At 34.3% G+C, this 17,679-nt stretch carries 16 protein-coding genes; 5 read left to right on the top strand and 11 right to left on the bottom strand.

Annotated features, from left to right (window positions below; genetic code table 11):
- Window positions 1-28 precede the first annotated feature (28 nt).
- Entirely contained in the window at window positions 29-1,183 is a 1,155-nt protein-coding gene (locus ABJD27_RS02380) for a hypothetical protein (protein ID WP_348171616.1), read from the bottom strand.
- Window positions 1,184-1,390: 207 nt separating this feature from the next.
- A complete protein-coding gene (locus tag ABJD27_RS02385; RefSeq protein WP_348171613.1) occupies window positions 1,391-2,479 on the bottom strand; it encodes a hypothetical protein in 1,089 nt (362 codons plus the stop codon).
- 376 nt (window positions 2,480-2,855) lie between these two features.
- On the opposite strand from ABJD27_RS02385, the gene ABJD27_RS02390 reads away from it, so the two are divergent.
- Window positions 2,856-3,530 (top strand): 2OG-Fe(II) oxygenase, encoded by a 675-nt coding sequence (locus tag ABJD27_RS02390; protein ID WP_348171610.1) that lies wholly within the window; start codon window positions 2,856-2,858, stop codon window positions 3,528-3,530.
- A gap of 107 nt (window positions 3,531-3,637) precedes the next feature.
- Here ABJD27_RS02390 and leuB read toward each other — a convergent pair whose 3' ends face one another.
- The 4 genes from leuB to ABJD27_RS02410 form a co-directional block, all read right to left on the bottom strand.
- Entirely contained in the window at window positions 3,638-4,753 is a 1,116-nt protein-coding gene (gene leuB, locus ABJD27_RS02395) for a 3-isopropylmalate dehydrogenase (RefSeq protein WP_348171607.1), read from the bottom strand.
- Between the two features lie 422 nt (window positions 4,754-5,175).
- Window positions 5,176-5,790, bottom strand: a complete 615-nt coding sequence (gene leuD / locus ABJD27_RS02400) for a 3-isopropylmalate dehydratase small subunit (RefSeq protein ID WP_348171604.1) — start codon at window positions 5,788-5,790, stop codon at window positions 5,176-5,178.
- Window positions 5,790-7,175, bottom strand: coding sequence for a 3-isopropylmalate dehydratase large subunit (leuC, locus tag ABJD27_RS02405; protein ID WP_348171601.1), 1,386 nt, complete (start codon window positions 7,173-7,175; stop codon window positions 5,790-5,792). The genes leuD and leuC overlap by 1 nt, the downstream gene beginning before the upstream one ends.
- Window positions 7,176-7,492: 317 nt before the next feature.
- On the bottom strand, window positions 7,493-8,665 hold the full coding sequence (locus tag ABJD27_RS02410; protein WP_348171598.1) for a 2-isopropylmalate synthase: 1,173 nt from the start codon (window positions 8,663-8,665) through the stop codon (window positions 7,493-7,495).
- A 118-nt stretch (window positions 8,666-8,783) separates the two neighbouring features.
- On the opposite strand from ABJD27_RS02410, the gene ABJD27_RS02415 reads away from it, so the two are divergent.
- From ABJD27_RS02415 to ABJD27_RS02430, 4 genes are all read left to right on the top strand, one after another.
- Window positions 8,784-10,346, top strand: a complete 1,563-nt coding sequence (locus ABJD27_RS02415; RefSeq protein ID WP_348171595.1) for a hypothetical protein — start codon at window positions 8,784-8,786, stop codon at window positions 10,344-10,346.
- A 148-nt stretch (window positions 10,347-10,494) separates the two neighbouring features.
- Complete coding sequence (locus tag ABJD27_RS02420) at window positions 10,495-11,352, top strand: DMT family transporter (protein ID WP_348171592.1); 858 nt, start codon at window positions 10,495-10,497, stop codon at window positions 11,350-11,352.
- A gap of 79 nt (window positions 11,353-11,431) precedes the next feature.
- Window positions 11,432-13,426 (top strand): lipoxygenase family protein, encoded by a 1,995-nt coding sequence (locus tag ABJD27_RS02425; protein WP_348171589.1) that lies wholly within the window; start codon window positions 11,432-11,434, stop codon window positions 13,424-13,426.
- A 292-nt stretch (window positions 13,427-13,718) separates the two neighbouring features.
- Entirely contained in the window at window positions 13,719-14,789 is a 1,071-nt protein-coding gene (locus tag ABJD27_RS02430) for a family 16 glycosylhydrolase (RefSeq protein ID WP_348171586.1), read from the top strand.
- A gap of 17 nt (window positions 14,790-14,806) precedes the next feature.
- Here ABJD27_RS02430 and ABJD27_RS02435 read toward each other — a convergent pair whose 3' ends face one another.
- The 5 genes from ABJD27_RS02435 to ABJD27_RS02455 form a co-directional block, all read right to left on the bottom strand.
- Entirely contained in the window at window positions 14,807-15,508 is a 702-nt protein-coding gene (locus ABJD27_RS02435; RefSeq protein ID WP_348171583.1) for an RluA family pseudouridine synthase, read from the bottom strand.
- Window positions 15,509-15,517: 9 nt separating this feature from the next.
- Window positions 15,518-16,135: a MarR family winged helix-turn-helix transcriptional regulator gene (locus ABJD27_RS02440; RefSeq protein ID WP_348171580.1), complete on the bottom strand. Its 618-nt coding sequence runs from the start codon at window positions 16,133-16,135 to the stop codon at window positions 15,518-15,520.
- 80 nt (window positions 16,136-16,215) lie between these two features.
- Window positions 16,216-16,479 (bottom strand): DUF2024 family protein, encoded by a 264-nt coding sequence (locus ABJD27_RS02445; RefSeq protein WP_348171577.1) that lies wholly within the window; start codon window positions 16,477-16,479, stop codon window positions 16,216-16,218.
- A gap of 5 nt (window positions 16,480-16,484) precedes the next feature.
- On the bottom strand, window positions 16,485-17,213 hold the full coding sequence (locus ABJD27_RS02450) for a hypothetical protein (protein ID WP_348171574.1): 729 nt from the start codon (window positions 17,211-17,213) through the stop codon (window positions 16,485-16,487).
- Window positions 17,214-17,282: 69 nt separating this feature from the next.
- On the bottom strand, window positions 17,283-17,516 hold the full coding sequence (locus ABJD27_RS02455; RefSeq protein ID WP_348171571.1) for a thioredoxin family protein: 234 nt from the start codon (window positions 17,514-17,516) through the stop codon (window positions 17,283-17,285).
- Window positions 17,517-17,679: the final 163 nt, after the last annotated feature.

Consider the following 17,679-nt stretch of genomic DNA (forward strand, 5'->3'; position numbering starts at 1 on the left):
ACTTATAGCCATTGTTGTGCGTTTGTTTTTAATCTTCAATTTTCACTTTGTTTAATTCAATCTCAAGCATTGAATGTATCTCGTTTATCAAAGTCACATAGCTTTTGTTTTTTCCGTCATCAATCATTAAGTTGTTGTATTGACTTTCAATTGATTCTGAAAACTCAATTGCACGTTGTTTTACTAAATATATTTGTTTACGCAAGTTACTTATCAATTCTACAATTGGCTCGAGTCTGATATCATATCCATCTTCTCCGTTTCTGATTGTCAATGCTTCTTGATTAAAGAATTTTAGGACTGTTTCATCAATTTCATTCAAATCAGTTTCTTTAATTGGATTTCTATCTTCGTCAAATGATTCTTCGATTATTTTGTAATAACGAAAAATAGTTTCATTTGCAAGAGCACTTGCTGGATATTTTAGGTAGTCTTCTGGATTGGTTTCTCGTTTATAGATATTTATAAGTTCCGACAATCTATCCATTAATTGAATTAATCCATTCCTTACCAACACTTTTTTATCAAACATATCTTTTGAATGATATTCGTATTTATCGTATAAATCCTTGAATAACTCTGGTAGAAAATCGAGAATGTTATAAAGATTACTAAATTCTTTAATCCATCTTTCTCTATGGTTAAAAAATTCGCTAAACCCATTGAAAATTGAAAGCCTATCTATTTCTAAAATTCTTGAGTAATTTTTTGAAGGTGTTCGTATTAGGAAATTTGTTTGAAATGGTAATTTTTTCTCGTTTTCAAAAAAATATTTTAAATTTTTAGCTTTTGATTTAATGTCAGATTCTATTACAGTAAGGTCTACTTTTAATAAGCTTAATTTATTAAAATAGCCTTTTCGCTCAATTAATAATCTTAATTCCTTATCCTTTTCTATACCTTCTTTAAATTGTGTTATTTGAATTTGATTAGCTTTTATTTGCATGTAAAAGGCTAAAAAAGTCAAAAGTACGCCTGCTAAAGCGATAAAAGGATTAATTATTCCGCCAATAGTATCTCCAATTTGCCCAGTTTCTGTAAAGTCAAATGTTTCAGAATTTGATGCTGAAGTGAAAATTAGAGGTGAAAGAAAAGAAAAAATTATAACGAATATGGAAATTCCTATAATCCATTTAGTAACACCATCCCAATTTTTTATTTTAATCTTTTCTTTATTGTTCATATTTTCTCAAATGACGCATAACGGTCTTGTGTATGAAATATAACGTGTAAAAGACGCAACTTTTCAGCTTAACACAAGGGCGATTTATTTTATACTTTATTCTTTTTTATAAGCTAAATTAAAAATTTGGCAGTCTTTGTAAATAAACACAAACCTCTCGAAAATCCTATAGTAGCTATGTTTTATATACGTTGTTAACTACTGACTTTACTGTGCTTTCTTTTCAGATAATTTTAAAATTGATTCTCCTCCAGTTTCTATAAATTCAATGTTTTGAGAACTTTCTTTTATAGAGTTAATTAATTCTACTTTTGATTCATATTCAGTTGTTTGTTCTTCATTTTCTTCCGGTTCTGGTAAGGACTCAACTCTTATTTCTACATTAAACCCTTTATCAATTCTATTTGCTAATTTATTTAGAGAAATTATTAATCCATTTTCAAGTTCATTTTTTCTTCCATTTTCTCCGTCATAATGTTTAGCTATAACTTCTTTCGCAATAGCCTTTATCTCATCTTTCATCATTCCATTTGCGTGAGATTCAATCTCTTTAGTTTTTGATGCAGGAATTCCTTTTTCTTTGAGTTGGTTACGTAAAAGTTTTATTTCAAGTATTTGTTTATAATGATTTAGGATTCTTTCAGTTGCTTTTGATAGAACATCTGCAACTTGTAAGCTAATTATAATATAAAATAAGAAGTCACTAGAAGAAATTGTTTTTACTTTATATTCTTGTTTTTCTCCTGTTACTGCCTCTGAAATATTATTTAGAATAAAATTTAATTCATTTATTTCATTCTTTAGTTCAGATAGTTTGTTTTCAACATATCCTCTTGGAATTGTATATCCAAGTTCACATTCACCTTGTTCTAAATCTTCTTCTTCTATTCCCAAAGATTTGAAACCAGTCAGAGTGTTCTTAATTGCTATCTGAAATGTTTGAAAATCCGTTGCTATTTTTTTAATATCCTCTAATGCTTTTGCAGGTGTTATGGTATTTGAAGATAGTATTTGTTCAATTTCTTTTTTAAGAAAAATCCCAAATAAATTTTCTCCACTAATTTCGGATATTATTTCTTTCCAACTCGGTGAATAACTATTGTATTCTGTTTGTTCAAGAGCTTTATAAAGTTTTCCCAAATCAGCAACCAAATTAGTTTGATGTGTTGGCTGATTCGGTTGACTTACTAGGTTTTGCAAGTGAGTTTGTACTTGTTGAAGTAATGCAGTTACTTTGCTTAATTTAATTTCTTGGTCAAGGTCAATTAAAATTCTATGTAATCTTTCTACGTTCATATTTTTTTTAGCTTGTCGTTAACTAGTATATATGTATATGCTTCTCAAATTTAGTGTAATTTTAAAGAAGAAAGCGCGTAATTAATTGTTTGTCAGGTATTTTAAGCTTTTTCGGAAAGCCTCAATAATCGTTTACAAACAATAACACTATATATACATTTAAAACTAATCAAAGACGACCAAGCCTCTTTACGGTTTCCCACAATCCAAAGAAAAATAATTTCAATAAAAAAGCCAGGCATATACACGAGCCTGACTTTCAACTATATGATATCATTTATTTAGCGATACGATTGATCTATTTGTCGTTGTCATTGAGATCAATATTGTAATTTTACTGATATATGCTAAATATAACTTACAACATACACACTCTATGAATCCATTGGATAATGAGAATCAACTTATAGATACACATCAGTGTATCTCTTCATTAATTGAACTGGGAACAGTAAAAGTAGCGCGAATGTCTCAATTTTTGCCAACTGAGGAGCGCGATGCTCTATACGAAGCAGTATGCAAAGAGCAGAGTGAATTTATAAGTTACAATTCTTCTAATCTTAATGTTGGAGTGACAAAATTTTTAGATTTAAAATCGGATACAACAAATAAGGAAAAAGCTATCCTTACTCAGAAGGCACATAAAGCGTTGAGTAAACGAGTTATTGAACAACTTCCTTCCCTGTTTGAGATGTTAGACATCAAACCGTTTGTCGTTTCAGATATTAATCTAACATTGATTAATTGTCCTGATGGTCATTATGGAACCCCACATAGAGATTCTATAAATGGAGATTACCAGATTTCAATTCTCTATTATTTTAATCGTATTCCTAAGGTATTTTGTGGTGGAGATCTTGAATTATTTGATAATGATTATGATCTCTCAAGAGAAGATAATAAAGAACCAATTTTTACAATTGACTTTGAAGATAACTTACTCATTGCATTTGCATCAGATACATTTCATGGAGTAACCAAAGTCCAATCCGATTCAGATGATTTTGTAGATGGTCGGTTTATTGCTGCTGGATTTTTTGGTGCTGAGTAAATAGAATTTGTTTTATTCTTTAGTAATTGATAAAAGAAATTAATCCAATAAAAAAGCCAGGCAATGTACACGAGCCTGACTTTTAAATATAGGATGAGTTAGTTTAGTTATATAATCGTACTCTGTCCTACAAAAATATTTTCAAAATTGCGATTTGGATCCTCTGGATTCATAATAAAGTCGGCGATAAAATCGCCTACTTTTGAAGTGCCAAATGGATTTTCGGCATTTAGATCTTCGGTAGTAAAATTGAGTTCTAATGATTTTTCTACTGCTTTTTCGATCAATGTTGCTTCTTTATGTAAATTCAAATGACGTAATAACATCGCGGCACTTAAAATACTCGCTAGCGGGTTTGCAATATCTTTTCCTGTTGCTTGTGGGAAACTCCCGTGTATCGGTTCAAATAACGCATTATCTGCTCCTATAGATGCCGATGCTAGTAACCCTATAGATCCACCGATGACACTTGCCTCATCAGAGATGATATCGCCAAACAAGTTTTCGGTTAAGATCACATCAAACTGCTTAGGATTTAAGATCATTTGCATCGCTGCATTATCTACAAAGAGGAAATCTAATGCCACCTCTGGATATTCTTTTCCGATCTCTGTCACGGTTTTACGCCAAAGACGAGAGGTCTCTAATACATTTGCCTTATCTACAAGGGTGAGTTTACGCTTTCGCGAAAGCGCCTCCTTAAACGCCAAATGCGCAATACGGCTAATCTCCTCAACAGAATATGTACATCCATCTGAAGCTACCTGACCATCATCACTTAGATGTTTCTCACCAAAATAAATACCACCCGTGAGTTCGCGATAAATAGAAATATCAGTCCCTATGATACGCTCTTTCTTTAAAGGCGATCGATCAATTAATTGTTCATACGCCTTTACAGGGCGGATATTACAGAATAAACCTAGTGATTTACGTAAACGTAAAAGTCCTTGTTCCGGACGTACTTTTGCATTAGGATCATTATCATATTTAGGATGCCCAATAGCACCAAAAAGAATCGCATCTGCAGCTTCGCAAATATCAATTGTCTCTTCAGGTAATGGATTACCAGTAGCGTCTATCGCACAAGCCCCCATAAGTGCCTGTGTATATGTAAAATGATGATCAAACATATCGGCAATAGCATCAAGCGCTTTTGTGGCTTGTGCAGTTACCTCGGGTCCTATCCCGTCTCCGGGAATAATTGCGATGTTGTAGTTCATTAATCTGTTCGTTTTTTCAATATTTTGATTCCTTATGTAGGATTTGTTTTTTTATTATTTGGCCTTTTTTAGACTTTATTCAACCTCTTCTTCTTAAGAGGAAAGTATAAATGTTATTTTATATCTGTACAGAAATAGAGTGTTACTCTATTTTAGAGTAGTACTCTATTTTTTAAAACCTCATCTTTATACCCTTTTATCTTTTTCATTCCCACGAAGGTGGGAATCTGTTTATATTTTCCTCTATGTTGTGCATTTCGTTTTTACACCTCCCTCAATCCCTTACTTCGACAAGCTCAGTACATCGCCTTCCTAGGAGGGAAGTTCCATTTTATTCTCGCGAAGGCGGGAATCTCACAAAACTATACTTTTCTATATTCTATATTCTATACTCTTTATTCTTTTATCTTTTTTAGTCTTTTTCAAAACACGACCCGCTCTTTCTCAAATGCTTCGATGGTTTCTTTTTTGCTAACTAAAAAATCAATATCATCATATCCATTTATCAAGCATACTTTCTTATAAGGGTCAATATCAAAAGTTTCTTCTCCATTTTGAAATTGTTCATTATAGATACCAACAAAGGCAACGATTTGGCTTTCCAAATCGACTGTAATTTTTGTTTTTGAATTTTTTTGTACACAGGTAAGTAATTGTTTCAAAAATTCAGGAGATACTTGAATAGGGAGTAATCCATTATTCAATGCATTTCCTTTGAATATATCGGCAAAAAAACTAGAGATGACGACCTTAATGCCATATCCTACAATTGCCCAAGCTGCGTGCTCACGACTAGAACCACATCCAAAATTATCTCCAGCAACAAGGATCTGACCCTTTGAATACTGCGGCGCATTTAATGGAAAATCTGGATTGAGATTTCCTTCACTATCGTATCGCCAGTCTCTAAATACATTATCTCCAAATCCTTCCTTGTCTGTTGCTTTTAAGAAACGAGCAGGGATAATCTGGTCGGTATCTATATTTTCTATAGGTAACGGAATGGCTGTGGCGGTTAATTTTGTAAACTTCTCCATTACGCAAATGCTGTTTTTGTGATATCTACTATTTTTCCTTCTATCGCTGTAGCTGCTGCTACTAGCGGACTCGCAAGTATGGTACGCGCTCCTTGTCCTTGTCGTCCTTCAAAATTCCTGTTAGATGTAGAGACGCAATATTCTCCCGTTGGGATTTTGTCATCATTCATGGCCAAACAAGCAGAACAACCTGGTTCTCTCAGCGTAAATCCAGCATTTTCAAACACTTCAACAAGTCCTTCTTCTTGTAATTGTTTGGCAACCTGTTGTGATCCAGGAACCAACCACGCATTTACATTTGGCGCTTTTTGTTTTCCTTTTACATAACTAGCTGCTACTCTAAAATCTTCAATTCTAGAATTGGTGCAACTGCCTATAAATACATAATTAATCGTGGTATCTAATAATTGTGATCCCCCTTTAAAATCCATGTATTCTAATGCTTTCTCAAAAGTCATATCTCCTTTTTCTGGGATATGCTCATTGATTTTTATACCCATCCCAGGATTGGTTCCATAAGTAAGCATAGGTGCAATATCTGCCGCATCAAAATGATATTCTTTGTCAAAAGAGGCATCATCATCTGTAGGTAATGTTTTCCAGTAGGATACCGCTTTCGCGAAAGCGTCCCCTTGCGGCGCAAACTTCTTTCCTTCTATATAGTCAAATGTGGTTTGATCGGGTGCAATCATACCTCCACGAGCACCCATCTCAATGCTCATATTACAAACCGTCATACGGCCTTCCATAGACATATCTTCAAATACATTTCCTGCATACTCACAGAAATAACCTGTACCTGCATTGGTCCCTATTTGAGAGATGATATATAAAATCACATCTTTTGGTAATACGCCAGAAGGGAGTTTTCCATTAACGCTTACGCGTAGGCTTTTTGGTTTTTTAAGTAATAAGCTTTGACTCGCAAATACTTGTGCTACTTGACTGGTACCAATCCCAAAGGCGATACTTCCAAAAGCACCATGTGTACTGGTATGACTATCGCCACAAACCATGGTCATTCCCGGTTGGGTAATTCCTAATTCAGGAGCAATGACGTGAACGATCCCGTTATACTCGTGTCCTAAATCATATAAGGTAATCCCGTGTTTCTTACAGTTTTTGGAAAGCTGTTCTAATTGCTTTCGCGAAAGCGGATCCTCCACCGGTAAATGCTGATTTACAGTAGGTGTATTATGATCTGCCGTAGCTACAATCTGATCTGGTCTCGCAATCGGAATACCTCTTGCTTCCAGTTCATTAAACGCTTGCGGACTTGTCACTTCGTGAATCAAATGCTTGTCTATATATAAAACCTGTGGTCCATCGGGTATCGTATCTACCACATGTGCATCCCAGACTTTATCAAATAAGGTTTTTCCCATGCTTGTGCTCGCGTAGGCGAGTATCTTTTATGTTATCTCTAACTACTATAAATGTAGTTATTTTTAAATCTACTTGTTAGATTATGAGTTTGTTATACTGAAATGACTGAATTTATATTTCGGTACAATTTGAATACTTCGCTATTGCTTCTTGAATACTTCGCTATTGCTTCGTTTTCAAATCACTCAATACTCTTTTTTAGTTCTTCTTTTTTTATACCTTCTTAAGTTATTTTATTCCCCTCTATTAAGAGGGGTTAGGGGAGTGTACTTAATTATAATTCTAGTATCTATATTCTATGCTCTTTTTATCTTTTTTACACAAGTACGCCAGCTTGAATCTGTGCTGTTTCCATAATGCGATGAATATCATCATTGCATACTTCTTTCTGGTGGTCTGCTACCGTTAAGAAATTTTTATAAGCAAGGTCGAGTTGGTCTTTAGTGAGTTCATACCCTATCTTCTTAGAACGATAGGCGAGGGCAGCACGACCACTACGAGCTGTGAGGATAATGGCACTTTCAGTCACACCTACATCGGCTGGGTCCATAATCTCATAGGTCTCACGATTTTTAATCATGCCGTCTTGATGAATTCCCGAGCTGTGTGCAAATGCATTGGCACCTACAATGGCTTTATTGGGTTGTACGGGCATTCCCATTTTTTCACTTACCATCTGGCTAGTGTCGTACAGTAATTGTGTATTAATCGTAGTGTCTAGGTTAAGGTATGGGTGTTGCTTTAACACCATAACAACTTCTTCTAGTGAAGTGTTTCCTGCACGTTCTCCTATCCCATTAATGGTACATTCTATCTGTCTTGCCCCGTTTTGTACACCTGCAATCGAATTTGCTGTAGCAAGCCCTAAATCATTATGACAGTGACAAGAAAGTGTTACATTCTCAATGCCTTTTACGTTTTCTTTTAAGTATTTCATTTTGGCACCGTATTCATCTGGAAGGCAATATCCTGTCGTATCCGGAATGTTTAATACCGTAGCACCTGCTTTGATCACTGCTTCTAGTACGCGAGCGAGATATACGTTATCAGTACGTCCAGCATCTTCTGCATAAAACTCAACATCTTCGACAAATGTTTTTGCATAAGCAGTTGCCTTTACAGCGCGTTCGATAATTTTTTCTGGTGTACTATTAAATTTATATTTTATATGAGATTCGCTAGTCCCTATTCCTGTATGAATACGAGGAAATTTTGCATATTTTAATGCTTGTGCAGCTACTTCGATATCTTTTTGAACCGCGCGTGTAAGACCACATACTGTTGCATGTTGTACAAGTTTTGCAATTTCTTGAACGGAATTAAAGTCACCTGGGCTTGATATAGGAAAACCAGCTTCTATGACATTGACGCCTAGATGGTCTAGACGATCTGCAATGATTAACTTTTCTTTGGTAGCCAACTTACATCCTGGTACTTGCTCTCCGTCGCGAAGTGTGGTATCAAAGATTTGAATTTTATCTCTAGACATTCTCTGTTTTTAATTACGAATATATATATTGGAGATAGCTAAGAGATGTCAAAAATAGTAATTTTTACGACGTTAAATAGCTTTTTGAATTTCGTAAACATCTGTTTTATAATAATTTATGAGAAAAATCATTACAACGCCAAATGACGAAAGCGATTCTCTTTTTGTGCTTGTTAAGTCATTATCTAAAAGCGAAAAACGACAATTTAAGTTGTACGTCGGACGCTTAGAGCGTAATACGGATGCAAAATTTATGGCACTTTTTGAGGCACTCGATAAGATGGCGTCGTACGATGAACAAGCTATTATAAAGAAGGGAATTGTAACCAAATTACAACTCTCCAACCTAAAAGCTCATTTGTATAGACAACTTCTTGTAAGCTTACGACTCACCCCTTCTCATAGAAATATTAGAGTACAGATACGAGAACAATTAGATTTTGCAACCATACTATATCAAAAGGGATTGTATAAACAGAGCCTTAAAGTACTTGATAAGGCAAAATTAATGGCGATAGAGAATGAAGAAAAGAACATTGCTTATGAGATTGTAGAATTAGAAAAAGTAATCGAAACACAATATATCACCCGAAGCATGGCGTCTCGCGCCGATGAACTTTCTGCACAATCTAAAGCATTGAGTAAAGCTAATGTGATGACAAGTAAATTGTCTAATGTATCCCTAGAGCTGTATGGTATGATGTTACGTACTGGGTATGTACGAAGTGATGAAGAACGTCAAGAAATCAAAACTTATTTTGATAAAATGATGCCAAAATACGATCATGATACACTTGGTTTTAGAGAAAAACTCTGGTTATATAAAGCACATTTATGGTATAGTTTCTTAATACAAGATTTTGTTTCCTGCTATAAATATGCACAACGATGGGTGTTGCTTTTTGAAGACAACCCGACGATGATAGAACGTAATCCCGTCTTTTATCTTAAAGGGCAACATTACTTATTAGAATCCCTGTTTTATCTTAAGTTAAGTAGCAAGTTTGATGAAGCATTACAACGTCTAGAGGGGTTACGAGATGATAAAAACTTTCCTAAAGGAGATAACCTAGATACCTTATTATTCTTATATACATTGAGTAATAAACTCAATCATCGTTTTATGGTCGGAGATTATGAGGACTTTGAACCACTGGTGACAGAGACTATGGAAGGAATTTCCTCTCCAAAGTACCGTATCGATGAACATCATATTATGGTCTTTTATTATAAAATTGCCTGTCTGTATTTTGGTGCCGAAAACTATACCAAGTGTATAGAATATCTATCCAAAATCATTAATGCAAAAAGCTTAAAGACCCGACAGGATCTTATGTGTTTTGCACGATTGCTTAATCTGATTGCACATTATGAAGCAGCAAAAGATTACCATTTAGAATCCTTATTACGTAGTACCTATAAGTTCCTATTAAAAATGGATGACCTTCACGAGGTACAACGGGAGATGATCAACTTTGTGCAAGGACTTAAGAATATCTATCCACATGAACTTCGAGGCGCTTTTAAGAAACTGTATAAGAAACTAAAGGTATATGAAGACGATCCTTATGAGCGTAGAGCCTTCTTATATCTAGATGTATTGTCGTGGTTAGAAAGTAAAATCCAAAACAGACCCGTAGCCGACGTGATTAAAGAAAAGGCAAAAGCATTGATGCGGTAAGGAGCGTATTTTTGATTTTCGCTTAAAGCGAAATAATATAAAGCAACAGTTACCTCATCAAGAATATATGTTTACTTATTCAAGTATTATATTTATTGAAATGGTATTAAAGTGTACATAAGTCACTAAAAAATAGAAAAAATAAGAGTTGAGTAAAAAAGTAAATTTAGGTCCTATTCTGGAAATTAACCTGGCGATGTTATTCATTAGTACATCAGGTGTATTAGGAAGGTATATTGATTTGCCACCTGCTGTGACTATTGGAATCCGAGCATTTGGAGCGATGTTATTATTAGGGATTTTTATAGCCTGGAAAAGGCTTTCTTTTAAACTCGCGCATAAAGATACTTCTGCCATTGTTCTTTCTGGAATCTTAATGGGGATGCATTGGATTACCTACTTCTATGCGTTGCAGTTATCTAATGTAGCGATTGGGATGTTATCACTATTTACATTTCCAGTGATGACGAGCCTTCTAGAACCTATTTTCTTAAAAACAAAATTTTCTAAGATGCACGTGCTTCTTGGACTTCTAGTTCTACTAGGTATTTACTTTCTCGCCCCCAAATTTGATACTGATAATGATAACTTTCTTGCCATATTGATAGGATTGTTTTCAGCGCTTTGTTATGCATTGCGTAATCTTCTGGTCAAAACAAAAATCACTACATATAACGGTTCTGTAGTGATGTGGTATCAAACCCTTGTTATTGCAATAATGCTTATACCTGCTTATTTCCTTTTTGATACAGATGGATTTGTAAACGAACTTCCATATATAGGGATTTTAGCCTTAGTGACAACTGCTTTAGGTCATACCTTATTCTTGTTGAGTTTTAAACATTTTTCGGTCACAACTGCCAGTTTAATGAGTAGCGCACAACCTATCTATGGAATTATCTTGGGTATTTTATTCCTTAATGAAATTCCAAGTATGCGTACCGTTATTGGAGGAGCTCTTATCTTAATAAGTGTCCTCATAGAAAGTAGGAAAGCTATTAAATAATATCTTATTAAAAACAGGTACAAATACGCTGTTTTTTAATAAGATAGAGAGTTAGCTTAGTCGTATTAAAATCATCAATATGAAAATTTGGGAATATGTAGTAGTCATTGTAATTATAATAATGATCATGCTTGCTATCGGTTATTATTTTATTAAGAAGTATGCAAAAGAAATTCTAAAGGATGTTGTAAAAGACGTTGTAAATGAACTTACAGAAGAGGTAGAAAAAGAGGTAGAAAAAGAATTTACAACAATGCATCATCTGCCTATTAGGAAAAAGGGATTTACAGAGATGCCTGCGGTTCCTTTTAGTATTACAGAAACCATTGAAACCATCGTAAAACTAGGATTGAGAACGCAAGAGACCAAGATGGCAAAAAGCGGATTGAGTACTGAGTATACAATACAAGGAGAGACACAAAGTGGGTATACATTTATGTATGATGATGCCCCTATTGATACTGGAGAAGAAGAACGAATGAGTCTTTTGAAAAGACTAGAAACATCTGTTGAAAGTGAATTTTTAAATAAGGAGACATTACACGCACATTTAGAAAAAGCATCGTTTTCTGCATATCCAAAAAGAGGAAAAACTTTTACAGATTTCTTTTTAGGCAAACCAACAGATTTTAGCATGTCTTGGACGAATTACTATAATGTCTATGAAGATAATATTAAGACACGTGGAGATAAGTATGCTTCTATTCTAACAGATCCAGAAGAGGCTACGAAACAATTTTGGCCTATGATTGCCGAAAATGGATTGGCGTATAATTTATTGTTTCTTCAAAAAGTAGAAAAACTTTGCTTAAAAAAAGTAAAATCAATATTTCATAAAGAATGGGATGGACTTTTAAAACCTATTCAAGAGGAAGGACTATTATATGCCATTGATCTAACCATTTTTAATAACTGGGATGCAAATAAAGTAGACGGATTTGATCGTTGGACTCCAGGAGCTTTTATTATATTAGAACAGGATAAAGACACTAAGAAATTACGCCCTATTTGTGTTCAAATTTCAAATAGTACTGAAGCGCATATATACACACCACATAATACACAGGACAATACAACAAATACGGGTGCTACGTGGATTTATGCATTAGCCGCAGCAAGAACAGCTGTTACTGTATATGGAATATGGTTAGGACATGTATATCATTGGCATATTGTATCTGCTCCTATGCAGATGACATTATTTAATAATGTAAAAAAGGATCATGATCTCAGAAAGTTATTGGATCCACAGTCAAAATCACTTATAGGGTTTAATGATACCTTACTATTACTGTGGAAAACAATTGGTCCACCAACATCATTTTCTACTCCAGATTCTTTCTTAGAACTTACAAATACATTTGCAACTGGACGAGAATTTTTTGAAGACGATCCAAAGGTTGCTTTAGATAACTTAGGACTTAACAAAGATGATTTTACAGATAAAGAAGATTGGGATAGATACCCAATAGTAAAACAATTACTTTATTTCTGGGATGCTTCAGAAGGTATGGTAGACGTTTTTGTAGAAACGACATACAAGAATGATGCAGCAGTATCTAATGACACTCAATTACAAAAATGGATGACTGCATCTTCAAATGTCGAAGAAGGAAATGTGAGAGGATTGCCTAAGATGGATAGTAAGAAAGCATTAAAATCGGTTTTAACTAGTTTGGTATATAGAGTTGTTGCCCATGGAAATTCTAGACAAATGAGATCGTTAGGTCCAGGACTGTCTTTTGTAGCAAATTATCCTCCTTGTATCCAAAACGCAACGATTGTAAAACCGGATGATGCAACATTTAAAATTGATGACATTTTAGGGTATTTACCAAATACAGGAACCATAGGTTCTATGATGACATTCTATTATATCTTTATTTTTTCTGCTCCCTACGAGCCTTTATTACCATTGTTTGGAAATGATACAGATTTATATTTTAGCGATCCAAATGACCCTAGAAATATAGCATTAGAAGCGTTTAGAAAAGCAATAGAAATCTTTATTATTGATCATAGTGGCGAGAATTCACCATTGATCCACCAATGGCCAGCGAGTATAGAAACCTAGAATTAAGTACAGTATACTTTTTATAAATTTGGTACTTCTATAAAATATATATCGCTTTCGCGAAAGCGTAAGAAAGAAAAATACACCAATGTTATGAGCATATGTCTTCTTGATATTGATACTAGTTTTTCATTGTTATCTCCAGTTTTTAAAATAAACAAAAACTGTTTTCATGTGCTTTTGGTGTAACAAAAATCATAAAATACTGCAAATGATGTATTCTTGTATAGGTCAATTTTAAGGGAAACGATGGCTATTATTGTACCTTTCGATCTCTAAAGATGTACATGCTATGAGAATTTTTATTGTATTGATGTTTTTCCTTTCTGTAGGTTTACCTATATATGGACAAGGAGACAATTATGAATTGGTCTGGTCTGACGAGTTTAGTGGCACTGGTCCTATAAATTCGACTAAATGGCATCATCAAACTCAAATCCCTAATGGCGGAAATTGGTACAATGGAGAAATACAACACTATACAAACCGTACATTAAATTCTTTTGTAAGTAATGGAACTTTAAAAATAGTAGCTAGAAAAGAAACATTTACGGATCAAGGATATACCAAGTCACATACTTCAGCTAGATTGAATTCTAAATTTGCTTTTACCTACGGTTATGTAGAAGTACGCGCCAAGTTACCTATAGGTGTAGGTACGTGGCCTGCGATCTGGACATTAGGACAGAATATTATTGAATCAGGTGGTTTTTGGTCTGCATCTATGGGGTCGGTTTCTTGGCCAGCTTGTGGAGAAATAGATATTATGGAACATTGGGGAAGTAATCAAAATTTTGTGCAAAGTGCCATGCATACCCCTTCTAGTTTTGGGAATACAGTAAACAAAGGTGGACAAAATATCTCAACAGTCTCATCAGAATTTCACACGTATACGTTGGAGTGGACTCCAGAACAAATGGTTTTTAGTGTTGATGGGGTTGAACATTATACCTATAATCCACCCGTACAAAATCCATCAACTTGGCCTTTTGATGCAAATCAATATATCTTACTTAATGTTGCCATCTTGCCAGAAATTTTGAATTCTTTTAATGAAAGTGCTATGGAGGTAGATTATGTAAGAGTGTATCAAGATCCTACATTGTCTGTAACAGATGAGATATTAGAAAATGAGATACAACTTTTTCCTAATCCAGTTGTAGATACCATGTCATTACGAGTTCCCTCTACGCTTGTAGGAGCCAAAGCAGTAGTACATTCTCTAACTGGGCAAGAATTGTATATAACAGATATACAAAATGAGGACACTTCAATAGATCTATCTGAGTATGCAAAAGGGGTCTATATCCTTACACTAATAAAGGAACAAGTACGTATTATAAAACAAGTAATAAGGTTGTAGTTATATTTATAATTGAATTAATCATTTTTACACGCTTTCCAAACCGTATCTTCTTCTGGAACAGGAGCTATAAAGGTCATTTTTTCTTTCTGTACGGGATGTATAAAGGTCAGTTTACGAGCGTGTAGGCTAATGCTTCCATCTTTGTTAGAACGATCGAATCCGTATTTTAAATCACCTTTTATAGGACTTCCTATAGCTGTGAGTTGGCTACGTATTTGGTGATGTCTTCCGGTATGTAAATCAATTTCAAGAAGTGTAAACGTTTTTAATTTCTTGATGACTCGATAGGTGAGACTAGCTTCTTTTGAATCTGGTACTGCTTTCGCGTAAGCATAACTTTTATTCTGCTTTGTATTACGTTTTAAATAATGAGTAAGCGTAGCTTGTTCTGGCGAAGGATGCTTTTTTACAAGTGCCCAATAGGTCTTTTGCGTCTTTCTTTCGGCAAATAGTTTGTTGAGTCGCGCCAGAGCTTTACTTGTACGGGCAAATATTACAATACCACTAGTAGGACGATCTAAACGATGTACAACCCCTAAATAAACAGCACCAGGTTTGTTATATTTTTTTGCAATATATTTCTTTACGACCTCACTTAGTGGGGCATCACCTGTCTTATCACCTTGTACAATATCTCCTGCACGTTTATTAATCACGATGAGGTGATTATCTTCATAAAGCACTTGTAAGTTTGTGGGAGTAGAGTGGGTGTTCATAATAACAGACTAGGATGCCGTTCCTGTAGGTTTTGATTCATATTCAGGGCAATCTAAACGAATCTCATGATTTTCTAAAGGTTGTTTTAGAAAATTGCAATAATGGCTTTTTGCTTTTTTCTCGTAAAAGATACAACTATGACAATTGCGTTGTATACTAAGGATTCCAGATTTATTTAATCCATGAATTAATTTTGTAATAGTATGGTATAGTTGTTTTACCTCAGCCTGATCTATATGTTCTAATTGATCCTTAATGGGAAGTGCAAAATCTTCTATTTGAAGAAGCAATGTTTTTCCTTTCGGAGTCAGTGCGATGGCATAACTTCGGCTATCAGTAGAGACTGTTTTTTTCTGAATCAATTCTTTTTTAAGAAGTGCTTTTACAGCGTCACTTATCGTAGGTTTTGTAATATTAAATTCTTGAGCGAGATAGCTCACAGTACACATATCGAGCTTGTGGTGTGCAATAAATAATAAGATTTGTATTTGGATAGGACTTAAACCTACCACTTTTGCATGTTCCCAAAGTAATACTTTAAAAGCTTCGGAAATACGTTCTAATCCAACCACTACTTTATTGGCAGTGTCGTTTTGATATGCGGTATTAAATATTGTTTTTTTCATAAGAAAACAGAGCCCATAGATACCATGAAGTTCTATGGGCAAAGTTAGTAATCCTAATTACATGATCAAATACTCTGCAATTAATTACAGTTTTGTATTTCTATGATATGATATCCTTTTTCTTGAATAGAAGCTATAACTTGAGAAGGAGCGGTTTCCATATGGCATAAACGACATTCTGAAGCGCTTAGTGATTGGATATGAACTTCCTTTGTATTTAGATAATCATCTCCGTATTGAAAAACAGTTTCTTCTTCTGAAGTTTCCATAGGAACAAGGATGTCAAAGTGCATTAAGGTTCCATTTTTTTTAAGGACATAAGTATCCCAAACATTCACTTTCATATTCTTTATTTTTGTTTAACAGCATAAGGAAGAGAAAGGTCTCCACTTGCCACATGATATACTTCATATACGCCTAATAGTGGTTTTTCTTCTATACTCGTATTTACTCTCATTAAAGAAGTGACACCATCGTATGAAAAATTGGTAGATGCTATACGATAATCTGGAATCATGACTTTAATCGTATTTCCAGTAGTGATAACTTGGTATCCTGGAGAGTCCATATACATAGGCATCCCTGGATTTGTAGGAGGTAAAATAACGCTAGTATCCTCTTTTTTAAACTCCTTGACAGCGAGACCTCCCTCAACACGATCATCAGGAACTAAAATTACCCAATGTGGATGCCAGATAATTCCGTCATTGTCAAAGACTTTATCTTTATTCTCATCCCATAACGGAGTATCGTCAAAATCTGGATGTGACGTAAGACCTAAGGCAACAATACCTTCAGTCTCATTAAAACCAACATCTGTAGGTTTTAATGTAGTAGGAAATACATAAGCGAGCACAGGCGCTCCATCTAGTTGTCCTACAGGGACAGGAGTTGTGTGACCTGCTTTTCCTTTTACAGTAATTTCCCAGATAGTCATCTGTAAATCGCTGTGATGTGTGACTTCTACTTTTGTAATAGCAAAGTCATCATTTTCATAAGTGCCTTTCTTATCTGTACAAGCTATTGCAGATAACCCTACAAATAATAAAGCAATAAATATTGAAGTTTTTGTTTTCATAATGATACATTTTTTATAGTTAGGATTCTTATTTTAATTAAATAGGAATCCTAACTATATATATTAAAATTAGCCAATAACATCGGCCATAGATGCTCCAAAATTGATGTGAAGTACATTTCCATTTGGAGTTACAAGTGCAGGAACAGATTGTACTCCAGCAGTTTCGGCTTCTGGAATCCTGTTTCTGTTTTGTGCGATATCTACGATATCTAAATTTTCTTCTCCTATTAAATTAATGACATCACTTTCTGCGCTTACGCATACTGAACATCCTGCGTGATAAAAGATGGTTTTACTCATGTGTATTTTAGTTTTTATAATTAATAATAGTTCAAAGATATAAATTAATTAGGAATCCTAACTATATTTTATAAAAAAATATGAATTTTAAATTTTCACATACACCCAAGTTTCTTTTTAGAAATTTTAAAACGAGTTATTTCTACAAAATCTTGGGATGTTC

The sequence above is a fragment of the Dokdonia sp. genome (assembly GCF_039945015.1).
In the GTDB taxonomy this organism is placed as follows: domain Bacteria; phylum Bacteroidota; class Bacteroidia; order Flavobacteriales; family Flavobacteriaceae; genus Dokdonia.